19 protein-coding genes are annotated in these 18663 nt (G+C 69.2%); 13 read left to right on the top strand and 6 right to left on the bottom strand.

Features of this window, described 5'->3' with window-relative positions; genetic code table 11:
• Nucleotides 1-50: 50 nt before the first annotated feature.
• The gene (locus VGJ24_RS15720) at nucleotides 51-2372 is read right to left on the bottom strand and encodes a hypothetical protein (RefSeq protein ID WP_331501576.1); all 2322 of its coding nucleotides are present in this window, start codon (nucleotides 2370-2372) and stop codon (nucleotides 51-53) included.
• Nucleotides 2373-2514: 142 nt separating this feature from the next.
• Here VGJ24_RS15720 and VGJ24_RS15715 point away from each other — a divergent pair, with 142 nt between their 5' ends.
• Complete coding sequence (locus VGJ24_RS15715; protein WP_331501575.1) at nucleotides 2515-3894, top strand: FAD-binding oxidoreductase; 1380 nt, start codon at nucleotides 2515-2517, stop codon at nucleotides 3892-3894.
• Here the strand turns inward: VGJ24_RS15715 and VGJ24_RS15710 are convergent.
• Complete coding sequence (locus tag VGJ24_RS15710; protein WP_331501574.1) at nucleotides 3866-5221, bottom strand: FAD-dependent oxidoreductase; 1356 nt, start codon at nucleotides 5219-5221, stop codon at nucleotides 3866-3868. The genes VGJ24_RS15715 and VGJ24_RS15710 overlap by 29 nt on opposite strands.
• Nucleotides 5222-5348: 127 nt before the next feature.
• Between VGJ24_RS15710 and VGJ24_RS15705 the strand changes: the two genes are divergently transcribed.
• Nucleotides 5349-5987, top strand: a complete 639-nt coding sequence (locus VGJ24_RS15705) for a class I SAM-dependent methyltransferase (RefSeq protein ID WP_331501573.1) — start codon at nucleotides 5349-5351, stop codon at nucleotides 5985-5987.
• Between the two features lie 2 nt (nucleotides 5988-5989).
• On the opposite strand, the gene VGJ24_RS15700 is transcribed toward VGJ24_RS15705, so the two are convergent.
• Complete coding sequence (locus VGJ24_RS15700; protein ID WP_331501572.1) at nucleotides 5990-6442, bottom strand: hypothetical protein; 453 nt, start codon at nucleotides 6440-6442, stop codon at nucleotides 5990-5992.
• 1203 nt (nucleotides 6443-7645) lie between these two features.
• Here VGJ24_RS15700 and VGJ24_RS15695 point away from each other — a divergent pair.
• The gene (locus tag VGJ24_RS15695; protein ID WP_331501571.1) at nucleotides 7646-7777 is read left to right on the top strand and encodes a hypothetical protein; all 132 of its coding nucleotides are present in this window, start codon (nucleotides 7646-7648) and stop codon (nucleotides 7775-7777) included.
• 760 nt (nucleotides 7778-8537) lie between these two features.
• Here VGJ24_RS15695 and VGJ24_RS15690 read toward each other — a convergent pair.
• Nucleotides 8538-9305, bottom strand: coding sequence for a TetR/AcrR family transcriptional regulator C-terminal domain-containing protein (locus VGJ24_RS15690; RefSeq protein WP_331501570.1), 768 nt, complete (start codon nucleotides 9303-9305; stop codon nucleotides 8538-8540).
• A 494-nt stretch (nucleotides 9306-9799) separates the two neighbouring features.
• Between VGJ24_RS15690 and VGJ24_RS15685 the strand changes: the two genes are divergently transcribed.
• From VGJ24_RS15685 to VGJ24_RS15670, 4 genes are read left to right on the top strand one after another with little or no spacing between them, the layout of a single operon-like run.
• Nucleotides 9800-10234: a phage holin family protein gene (locus tag VGJ24_RS15685; protein ID WP_331501569.1), complete on the top strand. Its 435-nt coding sequence runs from the start codon at nucleotides 9800-9802 to the stop codon at nucleotides 10232-10234.
• A gap of 40 nt (nucleotides 10235-10274) precedes the next feature.
• The gene (locus VGJ24_RS15680) at nucleotides 10275-10685 is read left to right on the top strand and encodes a DUF3618 domain-containing protein (RefSeq protein WP_331501568.1); all 411 of its coding nucleotides are present in this window, start codon (nucleotides 10275-10277) and stop codon (nucleotides 10683-10685) included.
• Nucleotides 10685-11791: a YihY/virulence factor BrkB family protein gene (locus VGJ24_RS15675; protein WP_331501567.1), complete on the top strand. Its 1107-nt coding sequence runs from the start codon at nucleotides 10685-10687 to the stop codon at nucleotides 11789-11791. Before VGJ24_RS15680 ends, VGJ24_RS15675 begins: the two co-directional genes overlap by 1 nt.
• Entirely contained in the window at nucleotides 11792-12088 is a 297-nt protein-coding gene (locus VGJ24_RS15670) for a DUF4235 domain-containing protein (protein ID WP_331501566.1), read from the top strand.
• Nucleotides 12089-12427: 339 nt separating this feature from the next.
• Here the strand turns inward: VGJ24_RS15670 and VGJ24_RS15665 are convergent, their stop codons facing one another.
• A complete protein-coding gene (locus tag VGJ24_RS15665) occupies nucleotides 12428-12646 on the bottom strand; it encodes a hypothetical protein (RefSeq protein ID WP_331501565.1) in 219 nt (72 codons plus the stop codon).
• 859 nt (nucleotides 12647-13505) lie between these two features.
• On the opposite strand from VGJ24_RS15665, the gene VGJ24_RS15660 reads away from it, so the two are divergent.
• The 6 genes from VGJ24_RS15660 (at nucleotide 13506) to VGJ24_RS15635 (ending at nucleotide 18065) form a co-directional block, all read left to right on the top strand.
• The gene (locus tag VGJ24_RS15660) at nucleotides 13506-14123 is read left to right on the top strand and encodes an alpha/beta hydrolase (protein WP_331501578.1); all 618 of its coding nucleotides are present in this window, start codon (nucleotides 13506-13508) and stop codon (nucleotides 14121-14123) included.
• Between the two features lie 279 nt (nucleotides 14124-14402).
• Complete coding sequence (locus VGJ24_RS15655; protein ID WP_331501564.1) at nucleotides 14403-14750, top strand: isoprenylcysteine carboxylmethyltransferase family protein; 348 nt, start codon at nucleotides 14403-14405, stop codon at nucleotides 14748-14750.
• Nucleotides 14751-14889: 139 nt separating this feature from the next.
• Complete coding sequence (locus VGJ24_RS15650) at nucleotides 14890-16089, top strand: acyl-CoA dehydrogenase family protein (RefSeq protein ID WP_331501563.1); 1200 nt, start codon at nucleotides 14890-14892, stop codon at nucleotides 16087-16089.
• 9 nt (nucleotides 16090-16098) lie between these two features.
• The gene (locus tag VGJ24_RS15645) at nucleotides 16099-17316 is read left to right on the top strand and encodes an MFS transporter (RefSeq protein ID WP_331501562.1); all 1218 of its coding nucleotides are present in this window, start codon (nucleotides 16099-16101) and stop codon (nucleotides 17314-17316) included.
• A 58-nt stretch (nucleotides 17317-17374) separates the two neighbouring features.
• Nucleotides 17375-17497 carry a hypothetical protein gene (locus tag VGJ24_RS15640; RefSeq protein WP_331501561.1) on the top strand — a complete coding sequence of 41 codons (123 nt, stop codon included), beginning with the start codon at nucleotides 17375-17377 and terminating at the stop codon, nucleotides 17495-17497.
• 37 nt (nucleotides 17498-17534) lie between these two features.
• On the top strand, nucleotides 17535-18065 hold the full coding sequence (locus VGJ24_RS15635) for a GtrA family protein (RefSeq protein ID WP_331501560.1): 531 nt from the start codon (nucleotides 17535-17537) through the stop codon (nucleotides 18063-18065).
• Here the strand turns inward: VGJ24_RS15635 and VGJ24_RS15630 are convergent.
• Nucleotides 18062-18658, bottom strand: coding sequence for a nucleoside triphosphate pyrophosphatase (locus tag VGJ24_RS15630; RefSeq protein ID WP_331501559.1), 597 nt, complete (start codon nucleotides 18656-18658; stop codon nucleotides 18062-18064). The two genes, VGJ24_RS15635 and VGJ24_RS15630, sit on opposite strands and share 4 nt — an antisense overlap.
• Nucleotides 18659-18663 lie beyond the last annotated feature (5 nt).

Genomic DNA, 18663 nt, shown 5'->3' with positions numbered 1-18663 from the left:
GAGCGGCAGCTGCGCCGCTCGAGCCCGACTCACGCCGTGGAGCCCCGGGGTCAGGTGTGGGCTGCCAGCTGAGCCGCCTGCTTCAGCAGCGCCCTCCCCTGCGACAGCTCCGACTGCAGCTCGCCGTCACCGGGCGCGGTGCCTTGTGCCGCACGGGCGAGGGTGGCCTTCATCAGTGCGGCGACCCGGTCGCGGTGGTCGGCCATGGACAGCAAGGCCGTCTGCTCGGTCGTGTACGCCGAGTCGTCCGACGCCGACCCGCTCGCCAACGCCTTCGAGTCCGCGATCAAGGTGTCTGTCGCAAACGCACCGACGCTGGAGTTGACCTGCCGGTACAGGGCACCGAGCTCGGCCACCTGGCGCAGGGTGCTGCTCGGAGCAGCCAGCGCCTGGGTGATGACCTGGCCGTCGGTCTGGTAGTCGTCGGTCAGGCCGACCAGGTGCAGCAGCGTCGGGCGTAGGTCGGTCTCCTCGATCCAGGTGCCCTGCGTGCTCGCCTCGGGCACGGTACGCGTCGAGTTCGGGTCGTGCGACTCGTTCCCACCGGTCGGCCCCGGGCCGTCGACACCGTTGACCGCCACCCCGGGACCCACCATCGCGGCCCAGGTGATGTCGATGTTCGGCGAGTAGTAGCCGTGGTCGTAGGCGAACCCGTTGTTGAACTGGACGTTGGCCCCCGATGTCGAGAAGAAGTAGTCGGGCATCGGGAAGATCGAGTATGTCGGCGTGCGCAGCGGGTCGTTCGTCTGCATGTGCAGCACCCGTTGTTCGAGTCCTCCGGCCTGGTACTTCGCGATCTTCTCGTTCGGCACCCCGCTGTAGGTGAGGTTCGACGTCATCGCGGCGGTGTCCCGCTCCATCTGGCGCACCGCCGGGTCGTTCGCAGCGGGCTGGCCGTGCGCGTAGATGGACGCTCCCTGCGGCTGGACGTCGTACTGCGTGCCGGAGCTCGCCGTGGTGGAGAGCAGGCCCTTGATGTTGGCCTGCAGCTCGCCGTCCTGGCTGATCGTGTAGTGGCAGGCCACGGTGACGCCGTCGCAACCCGCCGGCGTTGGCTGGGTCGCCCGGCCGACGTTCGCGCCCGCGAACTGGTCGTTCTCCTCCGCACCGATGACGAACTCGGTGTTGGCCGGCGTGATGCCGTCGGCGGCCAGGCGCTGGAACCACGTGTTGAACGCGTTGTCGTAGTCGTGCAGCGCCGCGACGTAGCAGGCATCACCAGGGCCGAGCGCGTTGCCCGGCGACGTGCAGCCGGTGGCGCCGCTCTTCTTGTCGTGCGTGTCGGAGATGTACCCGTAGGTGACCGGGATGCCGGCCTCCTGCATGTCCGCCAGCACCGCGAGGCTCTGCGACGCGGTCGGGCTGAAGCCGGGGAATCCGGGCGTGTGCGTGAACGGCTCCTGGAGCGTGGCCCCGTTGAGGTCGACGAGGTTCCCGTTCGCGTCCGTGACCGGGTAGCCGTTGTGCGTCGTGTTCGCGCCACCGCCGATCGCGGGTGCGATGTACTTCGCGCCGAACAGGGCCTGGTGGTTGTCGTAACCACCAGGCTCGCTCGGCAGGCTGTCGGAAACCGCGTGCGGGGAGTTCGCGCAGATCGCGGCACCCTGTGCACAGTGGACGGCCTCCCCGACGTATTCCGCGACCTGGATGTCCTTGAACCTGTCGGGGTTCGCGGCCGTCTCCTGGGCTTCGGGGGAATTGGCGCCGAACACGGTCGGGACGTCCACAGCCGGGTTCTCGAGCACCATGTTCGCGGTGGAGAAGTCACCGACGTTGCAGCCGGCGCGGGTGAACGGCACCCACGGCGCAGGCGTGACCCGGTTCGCCGGGCCGCTCGCGGGCACCCTGTCGGAATAGGTCATCGACGGCGCGATGTCGACCGTGCTCGGCGCGGGCACCGAGGGTTTGGTGTCGATGATCGGTGACGTCCAGTACGTGAAGGACGTCGCGGTGTCGGTGGTGCCGTCAGGGTTGTACACGTTGTAGCTGTTGCTCACCGGCTGGCCGTGCCGATCGCCGTACAGGCCGGTGTAGATCGACAGTGAGTCGTCGGCGGTGTGGGCGATCATCGGCGTGTGCGAGTTCGAGTACACCGTTCCGTTCGACTCCAGGAAGTTGAGCAGGTGCGGCATCTGCTCGAGATCGGACGGGACGTTCGGGTTGTCACGGAAGAAGTGCACATTGTCGAAGACGATGCTGATGACGTGCTGGACGCCGTTGCCGAGCTGGCAACCCGACGTTGGCGCAGGGGTCGCCTGCGCGGAGGTGAGGGCCCCGGTGAGGGCCGGGACCACGAGGGTGCCGGTCAAAAGACCGGCCCCGGCAGCGCCCGAGATGATGCGGCGCTTCGTGGCATGGGTGCGTAAGGACATGCGCTGAGCTCCTTGCTGCTCGATCTTGAGTTGTTCCGCCGATGGACATTGCCACTCGCGGGGCTCCGCGTCACCCCCCTGCTGGTTGAACACTGAACCGACGGCGGGTGGCGCGCTTCGGTCCGCGTGGTTGCATGACCTCATGGGCGTCTCTCCGGAACACCTCGCTGAGCTGACGGCAGCGCTGCCCGGCGACCTCGTCGTGACCGAGCCCGACGCCGTCGACAAGTACCGCTACGACTGGTCGCGCGACCCCTCGGCCGGGACGCCCCTCGCGGTCGTCCGAGCCGAGAACGCCGAGCACGTGCAGGTTGCGGTCCGGTGGGCGGCGACCCACCGGGTGCCGGTGGTGCCGCGCGGGGCGGGCAGCGGGCTCTCCGGCGGCTCGAGCGCGGTGGACGGCGGGATCGTGCTCAGCCTGGAGCGGATGACGGCTGTCGAGATCGATCCGCTCTGCCAGGTCGCCGTCGTCGAGCCGGGCGCGTTCAACAAGGACGTCAAGGCCGCCGCGGCGAAGGAGGGGCTGTGGTACCCGCCCGACCCGTCGTCGTTCGAGATCTGCTCGATCGGTGGCAACGTCGCGACCAACGCCGGTGGCCTGTGCTGCGTGAAGTACGGCGTGACCACCGACTACGTGCTCGGCCTCGACGTGGTGCTGGCCGACGGCACCCTGGTCACCCTCGGCGGGAAGCGGATCAAGGACGTCGCGGGGCTGTCGCTGCTGAAGCTCTTCGTCGGCAGCGAGGGCACGCTCGGCGTCGTGACCCGGGCGATCCTGCGGCTGGTTCCCGCGCAGGGAGCGCGTTCGACTATGGTGGCGACGTTCCCGACGGTCCATGCGGCGGCGGAGGCCGTCGTCGCGATCCGGACGACCATGCGCCCGTGCCTGCTCGAGCTGATGGACCGGGCCACGATCAACGCCGTCGAGGACTTCCGCCCGATGGGGCTCGACCGCACCGTCGGTGCCCTGCTGATCGGCCAGTCGGACGCCCCCGGTGACGTGCGGTCGGGGGAGATCGCCGCGATGCGGGCCGCCTGCGAGTCGGCCGGCGCGGGCGAGTGCTTCGTCACCGACGACGCCGAGGAGGGCGAGATGTTCGTCCAGGCGCGGCGCATCTCCTTCCACGCGCTCGAGCAACGCGGTTCCTTGCTGCTCGAGGACGTCGGCGTCCCGATCCCGCTCCTGCCCGACCTGCTTGGCCGGATCGTGTCGATCTCCGAGGCGCACGACGTCGAGATCCCGACCGTCGCCCACGCCGGCGACGGCAACACCCACCCGCTGATCGTGTACGACGCGCACGACGCCGATTCCGAACGCCGGGCACGTACGGCGTTCACCGAGGTGATGGCGGCCGCGATCGCGCTCGGCGGCACGATCACCGGCGAGCACGGCGTCGGGCGGGCGAAGGCGGTGGCTCTTCCCGATCAGCTCGGGCCGGACGTGATGGCGCTGACCCGGAAGATCAAGGACGCGCTGGATCCCGACGGCATCCTCAACCCCGGCGCGATCCTGTCCCGCTGAGCTGCGTCGCCTCGGCGACGATCTCGGCCAGCTCGACGCGCGACGGGCCGGGGTCGGAGCCGCGCCGCCAGCCGCCGGCGTACACCTCGCGCGCGATCGGCTCGGCCTCCCGCAGCGTGGCCGGCAGGGCGGCCATCGAGAGGTAGCCGCCCGCCGACTCCATGATCTCCGGGCGGACCCGGGCGGCGTCGAGGATCAGGTCAGACGGAAGCGGGGCGTCGAGGTCGACGTCGCGTCCCGACCAGCGCGCGACACGGTCGGTGTCGATGTGGATGTGGTCCTCCACCCAGGGCCGCATCAGGTCGGCGCCCCAGTCGTCCAGGGCTACGCCGAGGCCGGCCAGGTCGTCGGCGTCGTGGTCGAGGAGGCTGAGCAGTGCCTCGCACTGCCACAGCGTGGTGGTGATCCCGCGGCCGAACGCGGGTGTCGTCGTGGCCACGCTGTCGCCCACGAACACCAGTCCGGGCAGCACGAGGTTGCCGTCCTCGGTGCACTGGCCGCGGTAGACGTTGAGCAGGGGGCCGCCGGGCAGCACGTCCGTGACCGGCTCGGCTCGTTCGGGGTCGGTCCACGCGTCCAGGCCCGGGATGGCGCGGGCAGCGGCGGTGAACGCCGCCGCGTGTCGGAGGTCGCGCAGGGCAGGGTCGTCGGTCGCGCGGACGATCACCACGGAGAACAGTCCGCGCTCATGAGGGAAGAGCAGGCAGAGGTAGCCCTCGCAGTCGGCCTGCCAGGCGATCGGGCTGGTCATCGGCCCGGGCTCGGCTCCGGGACGAAGGCGATAGACGCGGTCGACGTACGCCTGGCCGCACGGGCCGCCGACCCCCGCGCGCTCGCCGAGCTGTCGGGTCACCCGGCCGTTCCTTCCGGATGCGTCGACCACGAGGTCGGCGTCGTACGTCGAACCGTCGATCACGACTCCGGCGGCAGCACCGTCCCGTTGGACCACGGCGTCGACGTGGCCGGTCAGCAGCTCGAATCCGGGCGTCTCGCACGCCGACACGTGCAGCGCGCGCTCGAAGGTCTCGCGCTTCGATCGGTGGCCCATCGGCGATTCAGGGGCCCCGGGCATCCCGCCGCGGATCGGCTCGGCGCCCAGCTCGAGCCAGCGCTCCATGGCGTCGGGCACCTCGCGGGCGAGCGCGTCTGCGACCGTCTGCCGGAACGCGTGGGCGTGGTGGAACTGCATGACCCCGCGCCGATCCCAGCGTCTGCTGCCCGAGGGACCGGGATCGCGGTCGACGGCGGTCACGCGATGGCCGCGTCGGGCCAGGGCTGCGCCCAGGAACAGGCCGGCGGGGCCGGCGCCGATCACGGCGACGTGCATGGTGCTCTCCTCGTTCGGCCCGAGAGCTCCGTGCCCCGAGTCTGACCGGACGCCGGTGTGGGCGTCCACCAGGAAAGGAGGACGAAAGTGTGACGGACGTACATCAGGCGGCCCCTAGGGTGGCGCCATGGCGGAGACCAGGTGGGAGCAGGCGCGCGCCGAGGAGCGTGCGTCCGGCCAGGGCGGGTACGGTGCGCACTTCGCGCGGCTCATCGAGGACGGCGTCGACATCGAGGGCGAGGCCCGACTCGCCGACGTGCTCGCCCCGCGCGGCGGCTGGATCCTCGACGCCGGCTCGGGGATGGGCCGCGTCGGCGGCGCCCTGGTCGCGCGCGGGCACCGCGTGGTCGGCGTCGACTTCGACCCGGAGATCCTCGACCAGTCGCGGCGGACCTACCCCGACCTGCCGCTGGTCGACTCGCGGCTCGACGAGCTGACCCCGGAGAAGCTGACCGCCGCCGACCACCCCGCGGCGTACGACCTCATCGTGTGCGTCGGCAACGTGATGATCCTGCTGGCGCCCGAGACGGAGCGCACCGTGCTCACCAACCTGGCCGCGGTGCTGTCGCCCGAGGGCCGGCTGCTGGTCGGGTTCGCCATGACCGGTGCCCCGGCCGGCGCCTCACGCGAGTACCCGGCCGACGAGTTCGTCGCCGACGCGGCCGCCGCCGGGCTCGCCGTCGAGTCACGGTTCTCCACCTACGACCTGCGCCCGTTCACCGACGAGAGCACGTTCGTCGTGCACGTGCTGCAGCACGCGACCTGATCTCAGCCGCCCGGCTGGTAGACCATGAGCAGCACGATCGCGGCGTAGATCAGGCCGATGGCTCCGCCCGCCGCAGCGACCCGGGCCACCAGGCCCGACGCCGTGCCGCCGCCGCCGATCTCGACCGAGGCGCGCGCCAGGGAGGGAGCGAGGAGCCCGAGGGCGACGGCCATGGCGCAGGCCCAGAGGAGCAGCGACAGCCAGATCCAGGTATCGCCGATCTTCGCGACCTCCTCGGAGGAGTCCCAGGGCGCCTTCTGCGACATCAGGCCCATGCCGATGATCACCACGACGATCGACACGATGCTGTACAGCCGGATCATCCGCGCGGCCGACCTCGCGGCGCCAGCGTCCGGTGTGCGGATCGCCCGCGACGCGGTGGTCGCCGCGCCGACCAGTGGCCCCACGGCGAAGATGGCGGCGAGCAAGTGCAGGAAGAGCAGCAGCTTGAACACGCTTCGAACCTAGCGAACCCTCGGGTGCGTCGGTGGTGGTGATCGGCTGCGGCGGGCTAGGTCGGTGGGGCCGCGTGCCGTCTGGGGTGATCTCCGGGGACTGGGCTCGCCGTGTCGCCGGGTAATCCCTGCTGGGTGGCGGCGGTCCTCCTTCGCCACGCCGAGCTCTTTCGTCCACGGAGGTCACCCCAGCCGTCCCGGCGGCCCAACGACTCCACCTGCGCGCGACTCGCTCGCGCCAGGCAGTCGTCCACCTCGACCGAGGAGACGGCTCACGGCGTGCTCGACCACCGGCGGTCGAGCAGCCCGATACTCATACCGGTATGGCCCGAATATGGTGTTCGATTCACAACACCGTCTGCATCCAGCCGTGGAAATCTAAAAACCTCACCAACGATCTCGTGCAGCAGTGCACTCACAGCCGATGAGCGGCAGTCGCGCGGGTGGACCGCTGCGCCAGCTCTCATTGGTCGATTGTCGGAAGCGCGCTCCAGTGGGATGGTCGAAGTCTGGCGCTTCCGGGCTCGGCGGGGGGCATCCGGCCGGGCGGGAGCCGACATGGCCTTACTGATCTTTCCCCTCGCGGTTGTCCTGGGGTGGTTCATCCATCCACCTGGACGAGCCGCAGCAGTGACGGCGGCTATCGGGCTGGGCGCACTGATCCTGTATCTGGGGGTCGGTTGGACAGGTGTCGTCGTCAGCCCTCTCGAATCAGTCGTCCTCCTCTTTGGCACACCCCTAGGGGCCTTCGTAGCCTTCCGCGTCGCCCAATGGCGGGTGTCGCGTCGTTCGACCAGCGGATAGAGACGTACCCGCTGTCCGCTCGCAACTCAGGGCGCCGCGTTCGTGACGGATCCTCTCCCGGGAGGGGAAGCGCCCCTGCCCGATTTGCTCGGGCAGGGGCGCTCTCTCGGGACCGCCCAGCCCCCCAACATGGGACGGCCGCAGGCTTACCGTGTGCGTAACCCTCGAGTCAGCCTGCGCAGGTTTCAGTACCCGGGCCGGATCGCGCCAAACCGCACCTGCGGGTGAAGACCCAGGCCGGCTGGCGAGCGCATCCTGGGAGGGTCGGCACGGGTGCCGCGCGACCACTCCGCGTCGATGTCTCCGAGAGCTTCGGAGACGTGGCGCTCCGCTTGGAACCGGACCGCTAGGGCGGAGCGTCACACCGGCACCCCGTCACCCAACCGCAGGAAGGTCCAGATGACCACCACACCCCAAGAGCCCGACAACGACCGGGACATCACGCCAGCAGGCGGCCCGCTCGAGCCGGAGCCGCTTGAGCCAGGCCCGCCGTCGCCGACCGAGCCCGACGAGGTCGGGGACCTGGACTAGACCTCCACTGAGGCGCTCCGACCCCGGACGGAGCACAGCGCCCCGCGGATGCGCTGTGCTCTGCGGGGCGCTGCCACAACGAACGCCCGCTGGTGGAGAGCCGGCGGGCGTGCCACGCCCTTGAAACGCACTCTCGTGCCGAGGAGCGACCGACCCAAGATGGGTCCAGATATGTGGCCTGGCAACGATCAGTACGACGACCTCGGTGGAGGCTTGTACAGCTTCTGTAAAGCGGCCTCGATGTCCCCGCCATCTGGCTCGACCGGTTCCATGTACAAGCGCCTACTCCTGGGCGAACAGCGACGCCAGCCGCCGGGCGTCGTGCGCTGTCGTCGCATCCCGGAGCTGCTCGAGCATGCTCGCCATGACAGGACGATAGCCCGACTAGGAGGATTGGGGCTCACGAAGGAACGAACGCTCATGCCGCGTTGCGTGCGCGGATCTGGCGATGAGCGGACGCAGGCGGTGACGTGCGGCACGATGCTTCTTGTGACACAACCGGACGACGACGCCTCGGGCGAGGACCTCCGGCCTTCTCCAGGAGCCCACTGATTCCGTCTGGCGTTGAGTACTTCGGGCAAGCCGTTCCGGGCTTCGGTGCTGCCTCGTGGCTCCGCCGTCGCCGGATCTCGGAGCCGAGCGCCACGCGGATGCCCCGTGGTTCGTGGAGACGCTTCCAGCGAAACGCCCGTCGGGAGCCAATGACCGGGGGCATCCGGCGGGATCCTGGCTCCGCAGCACTGGCCTCCGAAGCCCGTCCCTAGCTTTCGGTCCGGATGAGCGTGAGCCGCTGGAGGAGGTTTTCGAGGGAGTCTTCGAACTCGGTCGCGGAGTGATCTTCGTGCAATTGCCCGGACAGGCGGCGAATGTTGGGGTAGAACGCCAGGGAATTGTCGGCGTCCTCCTCGACGACGTCGAGCGGCCCCAAGTCGGCGCCTAGGGCGGCGACCTCGAGCAGGAGGTGCCCGAGCAAGAAGCTGGTAAATGCACGGTAGGCCTCAACAGCTGCGTTGTCGCTGAAGCCCTCACGCGCGAGGCCCTCGAGGAATGCCTCCACCCATCTGAGACTTCGCAGTGGTGGTCGCAGCCACGGTGCCTCGGCGGGCCGAGACGCAACGAGGGGAAAGGCCTTCGGGTGAGTGAGGGCCACCCGTCGGATCCCGTGCGCGAGCCGCTGCAGATAGTCCTGCCAGCCGTGTTCGGGGGTCTCGAGGACGTCGGGGTCGGCTTCCATCTGGTCGACGATGCGTTCCACGACCGCGTCGAGGAGCTGCTCTCGACCGGGCACGTACCGGTACAGCGACATCGCTTCCACGCCGAGGAGTGCCCCGAGCCGGCGCATCGATAACCCCGGTAGACCCGAGTCGTCGATGAATTCGACAGCGGCATCGACGATGCGCTCCGTACTCAGAGGGACACGGGCAGAGGGCGCGTCTTCGCCGCGGGCGACACGGGCGTCTGCATCGAGTGGTCCCTGGTCAGGAGCTGGGTGGGTCGTTCGGTCGTCGCCTTCTTGCGCGCCAGCCATGAGTCCTCCTCGCGGCCCGAGGCTACGGCGTCGTGGGCGAATCTGTGCGGCCACCCTGTTTGACCCTGTCATCAGGGATGCATGCGTTGTGATCTGTGGGGTACCCCAAGTAAGCAAACTTACGCCGTAAGTCAGCCGCGGAAGGATCGGACCTGGCGGGTGTGGGCAGGAACTTGGGAGGACCAAATGGCTGGAAGATTGTCGTTTCTCGTCGGGCTTGGCACGGGCTACGTGCTGGGGGCGCGGTCGGGACGCGAGCGATACGACCAGATCGCTGCAAAGGCGCGGCGAGTGTGGCGGGACCCTCGGGTTCAGGAGAAGGCCGGACAGGCACAGCAGGTCGTTCAGGAGAAGGCCGGGCAGGCAGGTCAGGTCGTGAAGGAGAGGGTCGCGAACGCTTCCTCCTCCGACACAGCCAAGGCCTCGGAGTCCCGGGCGGCTGCTGCAGCTGCGCGTGGTAGTGGTGCTCCGAGCGCACGCGGGGGCAAGCGGTCGTGAGCGAGGCCTATGAAGCCACGGGCTTGTCGGGTGCAGCAGACCGAGTCGACGAGGAGTCGACCGGTCAGCTCGTCTCCCACTTCTCCCAAGATGTGTCTGCCCTGGTTCGCGACGAGTTGCGACTTGCGCAGGTAGAGATCAGTGAGAAGGCGAAGAAGGCTGGGCTCGGTGCTGGCATGTTCGGCGCAGCAGGGCTCTTGGGCCTGTACGGCGTCGGGACCCTGATCGCAACGGTCATTCTCGCGCTGGCGCTGGTGCTGCCGGCCTGGCTGGCGGCGCTGATCGTGAGCGCCGTGCTGCTGGCGGTAGCCGGTCTCGTCGCGCTGTTGGGCAAGAAGCGCGTCACAGCCGCATCACCGCCGATCCCCGAACGGACCATGGACAACCTCAAGCGCGACGTGGACAGCGTTCGTCGCCATCAAGGCGAGTGAATCCCCATGGGCAAGAGTTTTGAACACCCAAGGAGAAGACATGACTGAGAACACTGAGCTGGAACAGGCGCATTCGGATGAGACGGCTGCACGGACCGAAGACCGCGACCTCCCCACCGGAGGTGACGACCGCGGGAATGACCCGTCGTCCCGGGTTGTCGAGCTCGAGGCCGATATCGAGCGAACGCGAGAGGACCTCGCTCAGACCGTGGACCGGCTCGCGGAAAAGCTAGACGTCAAGACCCGCGCCCGGAACCGCATGATCCAGACCAGAGACGAGGCCGCCTGGCGATGGCGGACGCTGCGCAACCGCGCGACTGACGCCCAGGGAAACCCTGATCCAGTGACGATCGGCGCGGGCGGCGGAGTTCTTGCCGCCCTTGTTGCGGTCCTGGTCGTCGCGCTGTGGCGCCGCAATCAGACATCACGCCGCTCGAGGAGGCGGCGCTGATGACCAACGAACGACCTCCCGTTGTTGCAAGGACTGTTGGAGCTCGGTCTGACTCCGCGGGATCGGAGCGGACTGTCGACAACGGCAAACCGGACTCACCGACAGACCTGAAGAAGCAGTCCTGGTTCTATGTGGCCCGGAAGACCGTACGCGAGTTCTCCGACGACCAGTGCACCGACCTGGCCGCGGCGTTGACCTACTACGCAGTACTCGCGTTGTTCCCCTTCGCCATCGCCATCTTGTCGCTTGTCAGTCTCGTCGGGCAGGGACCCAAGACGGTCGACACGCTGCTGCAGATTCTGCGCGACGTCGGCGCCTCCAGCGCCGCCAGCACGTTGCAACCCACCCTCACCCAACTGAGCCACGCCCAGAACTCCGGTACCGCGCTCATCCTCGGTCTCGCAGTGGCCCTGTGGTCCGCCTCCGGCTACGTGGGCGCCTTCGGCCGCGGCATGAACCGCATCTATGAGATCGCGGAGGGCCGACCTGTCTGGAAACTCCGCCCCACGATGCTGCTGGTCACGCTGATCACCGTCGTCCTGACCGCACTCATCGCGGTCGGCCTGGTACTCACCGGCCCCGCGGCTCGGGCGGTCGGCAATGCGATCGGGCTCGGCTCGACGGCAGTCACCGTCTGGAACATCGCCAAGTGGCCGGTGCTGCTGGCCTTAGTGGTCCTCATTGTTGCGCTGCTGTACTACGCCACCCCGAACGTCAAGCAGCCCAGGTTCCGGTGGATCAGCGTGGGCGCCTTGGTCGCCATCCTCACCTGGATCATCGCATCTGCCCTGTTTGGCTTCTACATCGCCAACTTCTCCAGCTACAACAAGACCTATGGCTCCCTAGCCGGCGTCGTCGTCTTCCTCCTGTGGCTGTGGATCACCAACCTGGCACTGCTGTTCGGCGCCGAGCTCGACGCCGAGCTCGAACGCGGCAGAGAACTCCAGGCCGGTCTGCAAGCTGAGGAGACCATCCAGCTACCCGCGCGCGACACCAGGCAGAGCGACAAGGCCGCGCGCAAGGAACGAAAAGACATCGAACGGGGCCGTCGGCTCCGCCTCACCCACAACCAGGACCGAGATCAGCCCGAGGGGAAGGACAGTTAGATGCCCCAGGAGCACAAGTCCAGCAAGGCCGCGAAGATCCTGTATCGCCCCTGGGGACTGGTCGCCAGCCTTCTGGGCGGCCTGATCGCAGGGCAGATGGTCCAACTCCTCTGGAAACATCTGGACCCAGGCAGCCCCGACGACCCGCCGACGCCCTTGCAATCGGAATACCGGCTGCCAAAGATCCTCATCGCCGCCCTGGTTCAAGGCGCCATCTTTTCGGCAGTGCGGGCGCTCATCAACCGCGGCGGGGCTCGAGCCTTCGAACGCTGGACCGGAGAGTGGCCGGGAGACTGAGCACCCGGAATACGCGCCCGGCCTGGTCACGCCTCGGAGGCCGTTCCGTCGTTGTCTGGGTCGAGGTTCTTGTGACTGGCCCGGTAGACGTTCCGTGCGTGCTTGCCGTACGCCAACATCCCCTACCCCCACGCGCCGCTTCTTGACTGACTCGCTTCACACCCGCGTCCTGATCGAGACCTGTCAAGGACGACGCGAGCTCACGGCCTCTGGCGAGGCAGGTCCCCATCTCCTCCTGCGAGCACACGGCGACAAGCCACCAGCGAGTGGATGCAGGCCGTCATGCCGAGCGGGCATCTCAGCGGCAGATCCGGCGGTGCGGGCGTGGCATCGGGGGCTCTAGGAAATGTTTCCGATCATCAGCACTTGTGTGTGCTCATCGGCGAACGTTTCGCGAAAGCCGATCACCTTGACCTGGGTCCCGTCAGGTAGGACCAACCGGTCCCCCAGGTCATAGATCCGGTCGCTCTCAAACTCGTGGAGGACTTCCCCGCCCTCTCCAGTCACGAGCGCCGGATCGGGGCCAAGCCGTGCGTCGCGCACTATCACTCGGCCCACGCCTCGCTCCTGGTGGTAGGTGTGCCCCACGGCCTCATGCGGTGACCCGGCGGGCACCGCCACACCTCTGGCGGGGGCGTAGGTCGACGGTAAGCCCGGGCCGTCAAGGGTCGCCTCACCCATGCAGGCGGATTGCCCGTTCCACGAGTCTCGGACCTCGTCAGCGGGAGGGGGCTCTCATCGGTGCGGGCTCGTTGGCCGAGGACGGAAGAGACCCAATGCGCCTGGATGGGCTCCCACGCCCGCTGCCGAAACGCCAGGGCGTCTTTTGGCGTTGGGTCGGGGACGAGCCAGGCGGTCACAAGCGTCAGCCAAGAGTCGAATCCACTCTGCGTGATCGCCTGTGTAGCCCTCCGGAGCATCAACGGGCACCCGGCGATGAGCAGACGTCGGGTGACCTGGACGGCCCTCTGACACAGGAGTTCTCAAGCCTCCGATGCGTCGCGCTCGTCATCCATTCGCCGCACAAGGGAATCCTCGCACTGGATGCCCGCTCATGCCGCTGTCCGACGGACGCTGAGGGTGGCCGGATCTTCCCCTGAACGCCGAGGTCGACGTGATGGGTGGAACTCGATCGGTTGTCGTCGCGAGCTGCGCTGACGCTCAAGATACGGTCACCGGATGCCGAAGACGATTGACGTACCCCCGGACCGGTTCGTCACCCTCGACGGCATCCGCTTCCACTACCTGGACTGGGGCGGCGACGGAGGCCCGATGCTGTTGCTGGCCGGCCTGGGGTGCACTGCCCATGTGTACGCCGAGCTGGCCCCACACCTGACCGACCGATTTCGGGTGCTCGCCCTGAGCAGGCGCGGGCACGGGCTGACCGACCAGGTCCGGAGCGGTTACGCGCTCGCCGATTGCTGCCGAGGACGCGCGAGGGCTGCTCGATGTGCTCGAGATCGAGCGGGCCCACATGGTCGGGCACTCGATGGGAGGTGGCGAGGTGTCGGTCCTGGCCGTTCGCCATCCCGATCGGGTCGCCAGCGTCGTCTACCTCGACGGGGCCTACGACTGGGCTGACCGCACCGAGTCCGGGGAGGTGGAAGAGGACGAGCCCGCGAGCCCGGATCGGTTCGCGTCGTACGAAGAGTTCGCCGAGTTCGTACGTTCGCTGGATCCCGAGTTCGAGAAGATCTGGGGACCCGCCTTTGACGCGATGTGCCGCGCCCTCGTGGACACCCATCCGGACGGCTCTGTGACAGAGAAGCTCTCCGACGCAGAGGCGGCACCGTTCGACGAGGCCCTGCGAGAGTTCCGGCACCCATACGCCGACATTGCCGCACCCGCCCTTGCCATCTACGCCGTCGGTGACTCATCGAAGAGCAGCGCGGCGACGTGGCGGGCCGACTGCCGTCACCGCTTTGCTGCGGAGATCGCCAACGGCCAGGTCCTCGAGATCCCGGACGCCACCCACTACCTGTTCCTCGACCACCGTGACGACGTGCTCCTGGCGATACGGACGTTCCTCTCCTAGGCCACCGGTCGCATGGGAGGCGGAGAACATGTGTACGAGTGCGCCGCCGACTCCGCCCCAGGGGAGCAAGCCAGCACTCGTATGGTCACCAACGCAAATTCCCTGAAGCGAGCTTGCGGGGCGCACGGCGAGCTGTCCCACCCACGGTGATACCCATGACTCGTGACATCCGACCGCGGTCCGGCTTTCCGGATGTGGCCGCCCGTGGCGGTAGGCGGGCCCCTCGCGCTGGGCCTCCTCATCTCAGCGCTGGCGGGCGATCCACTCGACGCTTCGCCGGTGACGGCCGCGTTGGGGTGGCTGCTCGTCGCCGTCTTCGTGGTCTGGAACGGATGGGCCCTGGTGATGATCGCGAGGCACCGGACCGCGCTCCTGCCCGGCGGCGCGAGCACGACCGTGATCGAGACCGGGCCCTTCGCCCTGTCGCGCAATCCGCTCTACGTCGGTCTGCTGGTCGCCTCCGCGGGCGTGGCGCTCCTGGCTGGATCGCTGTGGGCCCTGATCGCGCTGCCCCTGGAGTGGGCGCTGCTCACCTGGGGCGCGGTCCTGCCCGAGGAGCACTACCTGGAGGCGAAGTTCGGGTCGGGGTACACCGACTACGCCGGCCGGGTCCGGCGCTGGCTCTGACCGGGCACACCCCCAGGTGCGTGGACCAGAAGTCCTGGGGGACGTCGGGCACCGTCGAGACCCTGCCCCGCGGAAGCAGGACGGCCAGCTTCCCCAGCGATGGTTAGCGATCGTTAACCAACGCCGCTACCATGTGCGCATGACGTTCGAGCTGTCGCGCGAGCACGAGGAGTTCCGGCGCGTGGTCCGCGAGTTCGCCGAGGGCGAGATCGCGCCGCACGCCGCGCAGTGGGACCGCGAGCACCACCTCCCGACCGACGTGGTGCAGAAGATGGGCAAGCTCGGGCTCATGGGCCTGACCGCACCGGAGGAGTACGGCGGTGCCGGCGAGGACGGCGACTTCACCAGCCTCTGCGTGGCGATCGAGGAGATCGGCCGGGTCGACCAGTCGATGGGGATCACCCTCGAGGCGGCGGTCGGTCTCGGGATCAACCCGATCCTGACCTTCGGCGACGCCGAGCAGAAAGAGCGGTGGCTCCCCGACCTCGTCGCGGGTGAGGCGTTGGCCGGCTTCGGCCTCACCGAGCCCGGTGCGGGCTCCGACGCCGGCGCCACGCGGACGCGGGCCGAGCTGGTGGCCGGCGAGTGGGTCGTGAACGGCGCGAAGCAGTTCATCACCAACTCCGGTTCCGAGCTGACCTCATGCGTCACGGTCACGGCGCGCACCGGCACCACCGTCGGCTCGTCCGGCGACGAGCGGGCGGAGATCTCGGCCTTCATCATCCCCGCGGACGCACCCGGGTTCACCGTGGAGCCGGCGTACGACAAGCTCGGCTGGCACGCCTCCGACACGCACCCGCTCACCCTCGAGGACGTCCACGTCCCTGAGGAGAACCTGCTGGGGGAGCGGGGCCGTGGCTTCGCCCAGTTCCTGGCGACCCTCGACGACGGTCGGATCGCGATCGCCGCGCTCGCGGTCGGCTGCATCCAGGCCTGCCTCGACGCGTGCCTGAAGTACGCCGGGGAACGGCAGACGTTCGGCGTACCCATCGGCCGCAAGCAGGGCGTCGCGTTCCAGGTCGCCGACCTCGACGTGATGCTCCAGGCGAGCCGGCTTCTGGTCTACAAGGCGGCGTCGATCAAGGACGCCATGCGCGACGGTGCCGGACCGAAGCCCAGCGAGCTCCGGCAGGCGGCCTCCGTCGCCAAGCTGTACGCGACAGAGTCGGCCGTGACCGCGACCCGCATCGCCACCCAGGTCTTCGGCGGCTACGGCTTCATGGAGGAGTACCCCGTGGCCCGGCTCTACCGCGACGCCAAGGTGCTCGAGATCGGTGAGGGCACCTCCGAGGTGCAGCGGATGCTGATCGCACGCGGTCTCGGCCTGCCGGTCGAGTAGCGTCGCGGGGTGCGCCTGTTCCGCGACCTCCCACCCGAGGTTCGGGCGCTGACGGGGGTCGCCTTCATGGTGGCCCTGGGCTTCGGTCTGGTCGCGCCCGCGCTGCCGCTGTTCGCGGCCGAGTTCGGAGTCGGCAGGGCGGCCGCGGGGGCTGTCGTGAGTGCCTTCGCGCTGATGCGCCTGCTGATGGCGCCGTTCGTCGGCCGTCTCGTCAACGCCTTCGGGGAGCGCCTGCTGCTCGCCGCCGGCATCGGCGTCGTCGCGGTGAGCAGCGTGCTGGCCGGTCTCGCCCAGTCCTACTGGCAGCTGCTCGTCCTGCGCGGCGCCGGAGGCGTCGGCTCGATCATGTTCAGCGTGAGCGCGGCCAGCCTCCTGGTCCGGGTCACGCCCAACCATCTACGCGGCCGGGCCCAAGGGGTGTGGGCGGGCGCCTTCCTGATCGGCCTGGTCGCCGGGCCGGCGGTCGGCACCGTCGCCACCTTCTCGCTCCGCCTCCCGTTCTTCCTGTACGCGGGCACGCTCGTCGTCGCCGGCCTGCTCGGTCTCGGTGCGCTGCGACACAGCGAGCTGGCCGCCCGCCAGTCGGACCGGTCCGAGCCGTTGGCGCTCAAGGTCGCTCTGCGCAACCGGGCCTACCTGGCCGCCCTCGCGGCGGCCTTCGCCGGCGAGTTCGCGCTGATCGGCGCCCGGTCGGCGATGGTGCCGCTCTACGTGCGGGACGCGCTCCACCTGTCGGCCAGCTGGGCCTATGCCGCGTTCCTCATCGTCAGCGTGGTCAGCGGCGCACTGCTGCTGCCGACCGGCAAGATCGCGGACACGGTCGGGCGGCGGCCGGTGATCGTGCTGGGTCTGCTCGTCGGGGCGCTGGCGTTCGTGCTGCTCCCGACGCTGCCGGCCATCGCCGGGCTGGTGACCGCGACCGTACTGATCGGTGTGGCGGCCGCGTCCGACTCGGTGGCGCCGGGTGCGGTGATGGGCGACGTCGTGGCCGGCCGGGGCGGGACCGTGGTCGCGGTCTTCCAGATGGCCGGCGACCTCGGCCTCGTCCTCGGTCCGATCGTGACCGGCTGGGTCGCGGACGCGGCCGGGTACTCGCCGGCCTTCATCCTCTGCGCGGTGGTCTGCGCTCTGCCGGTGCTCGTCGTCCTGGCTGCACCCGAGACGCTCCAGCCGGACCGCTCGGTCTCGGCCCTGGCCGCGGAGGACGCAGCCCGCGACGCCACCTGACGGCAACCGTGGGTACGGCGACCCGTTCGCCCACCAGGATTCCCCTACCTTCGACCCGATGTCCCTGGACGTGGCAGTGACCACTCGGTCGGTGACGAGCTACGCCCAGACGCCCGACGAGTGGGACATGGTGGCCTCGGCCGACGGCGGCGCGACCTGGATCTCCGTACCAGCGCGCTGATCGCGGATCGCGCGGGTCCCTTCCTTAGACTGCCCTCGTGCCCTCCCGTCTGCCCCATCTCGTCGTCGAGATCGGGCGCTTCATGGTCACCGGCGGGTTGTCGACGATCGTCTCGATCACGATCTTCAACTTCCTGGCCCACGGCCTCTACCTGACCAGCGACCCGTGGCTGGGGGAGCAGCCCCTGTCGGCCCTGGTCCTCGCCAACCTCGTGGGCATGATGGTCAGCTATCGGCTGAGCAGATCCTGGACGTTCCGGCACCGACCCCCCGTGCACGCGGACGGCGGACGCACGGCCTTCTTCCTGATCAACCTGGTCACCCTGCCGCTGTCGGTCGGGTCCCTGTGGTTCAGCCGCCACGTGCTGCACCAGACCGATCCGCTCGCCGACAACCTCGCCGGCAACGTGATCGGCGCGCTGATCGGGCAGGTGGCGCGCTTCTACCTGTTCCGCACCTACGTCTTCCGGAAGCCGGTCACCGCGACCGAGGTCGCGCACCACCCGGTGTCGTTGCTCGGGCCGGCGGGTCTGGTGATCGACCCCGAGGCGACCTCCGAGGCGCCCTAGCGTCGGCTCCAGAGGTCGGTCCAGCGGTGGCCGAGCTCGATCACGAGGTCGCGCAGCAGCGGCAGGCTCAGGCCGACCACGTTGTGGTGGTCGCCCTCGATACGGGTGACGAACGCGCCGCCCAGGCCGTCGATGGTGAACGCGCCCGCGACCTGCAGCGGCTCGCCGGACTCGACGTACGCCGTGATCTCGTCGTCGGTGACGTCCGCGAAGTGCACCACGGTCGACCCCGTCCCGGTCGCCTGAACGCCGGATGTGGTGTCGCGCAGGCAGTGGCCGGTGTGGAGGATCCCGCTGCGCCCGCGCATCGCCCGCCAGCGGCGTACCGCACCGTCCGGGTCGCCGGGCTTGCCCAGCGCCTCTCCGTCGAGCTCGAGCACGGAGTCGCAGCCGAGCACGAGTCGACCGCTCCCGACCTCGTCCGCGACGGCGGCGCACTTGAGCTCGGCGAGGCGCTGGGCCAGACCGGCCGGGGCGAGGCCGGTCACCTGCGACTCGTCGACGCCGGAGACGACGACCGACGGTTCCAGGCCCGCCGCCCGGAGGGTGGCCAGGCGCGCAGGAGAGGCCGACGCGAGCACCAGCGAGATCACCGGGC

The sequence above is a fragment of the Nocardioides sp. genome, assembly GCF_036493135.1.
In the GTDB taxonomy this organism is placed as follows: Bacteria; Actinomycetota; Actinomycetes; order Propionibacteriales; family Nocardioidaceae; genus Nocardioides.
This window is presented reverse-complemented; position numbering and strand designations above follow the sequence as displayed.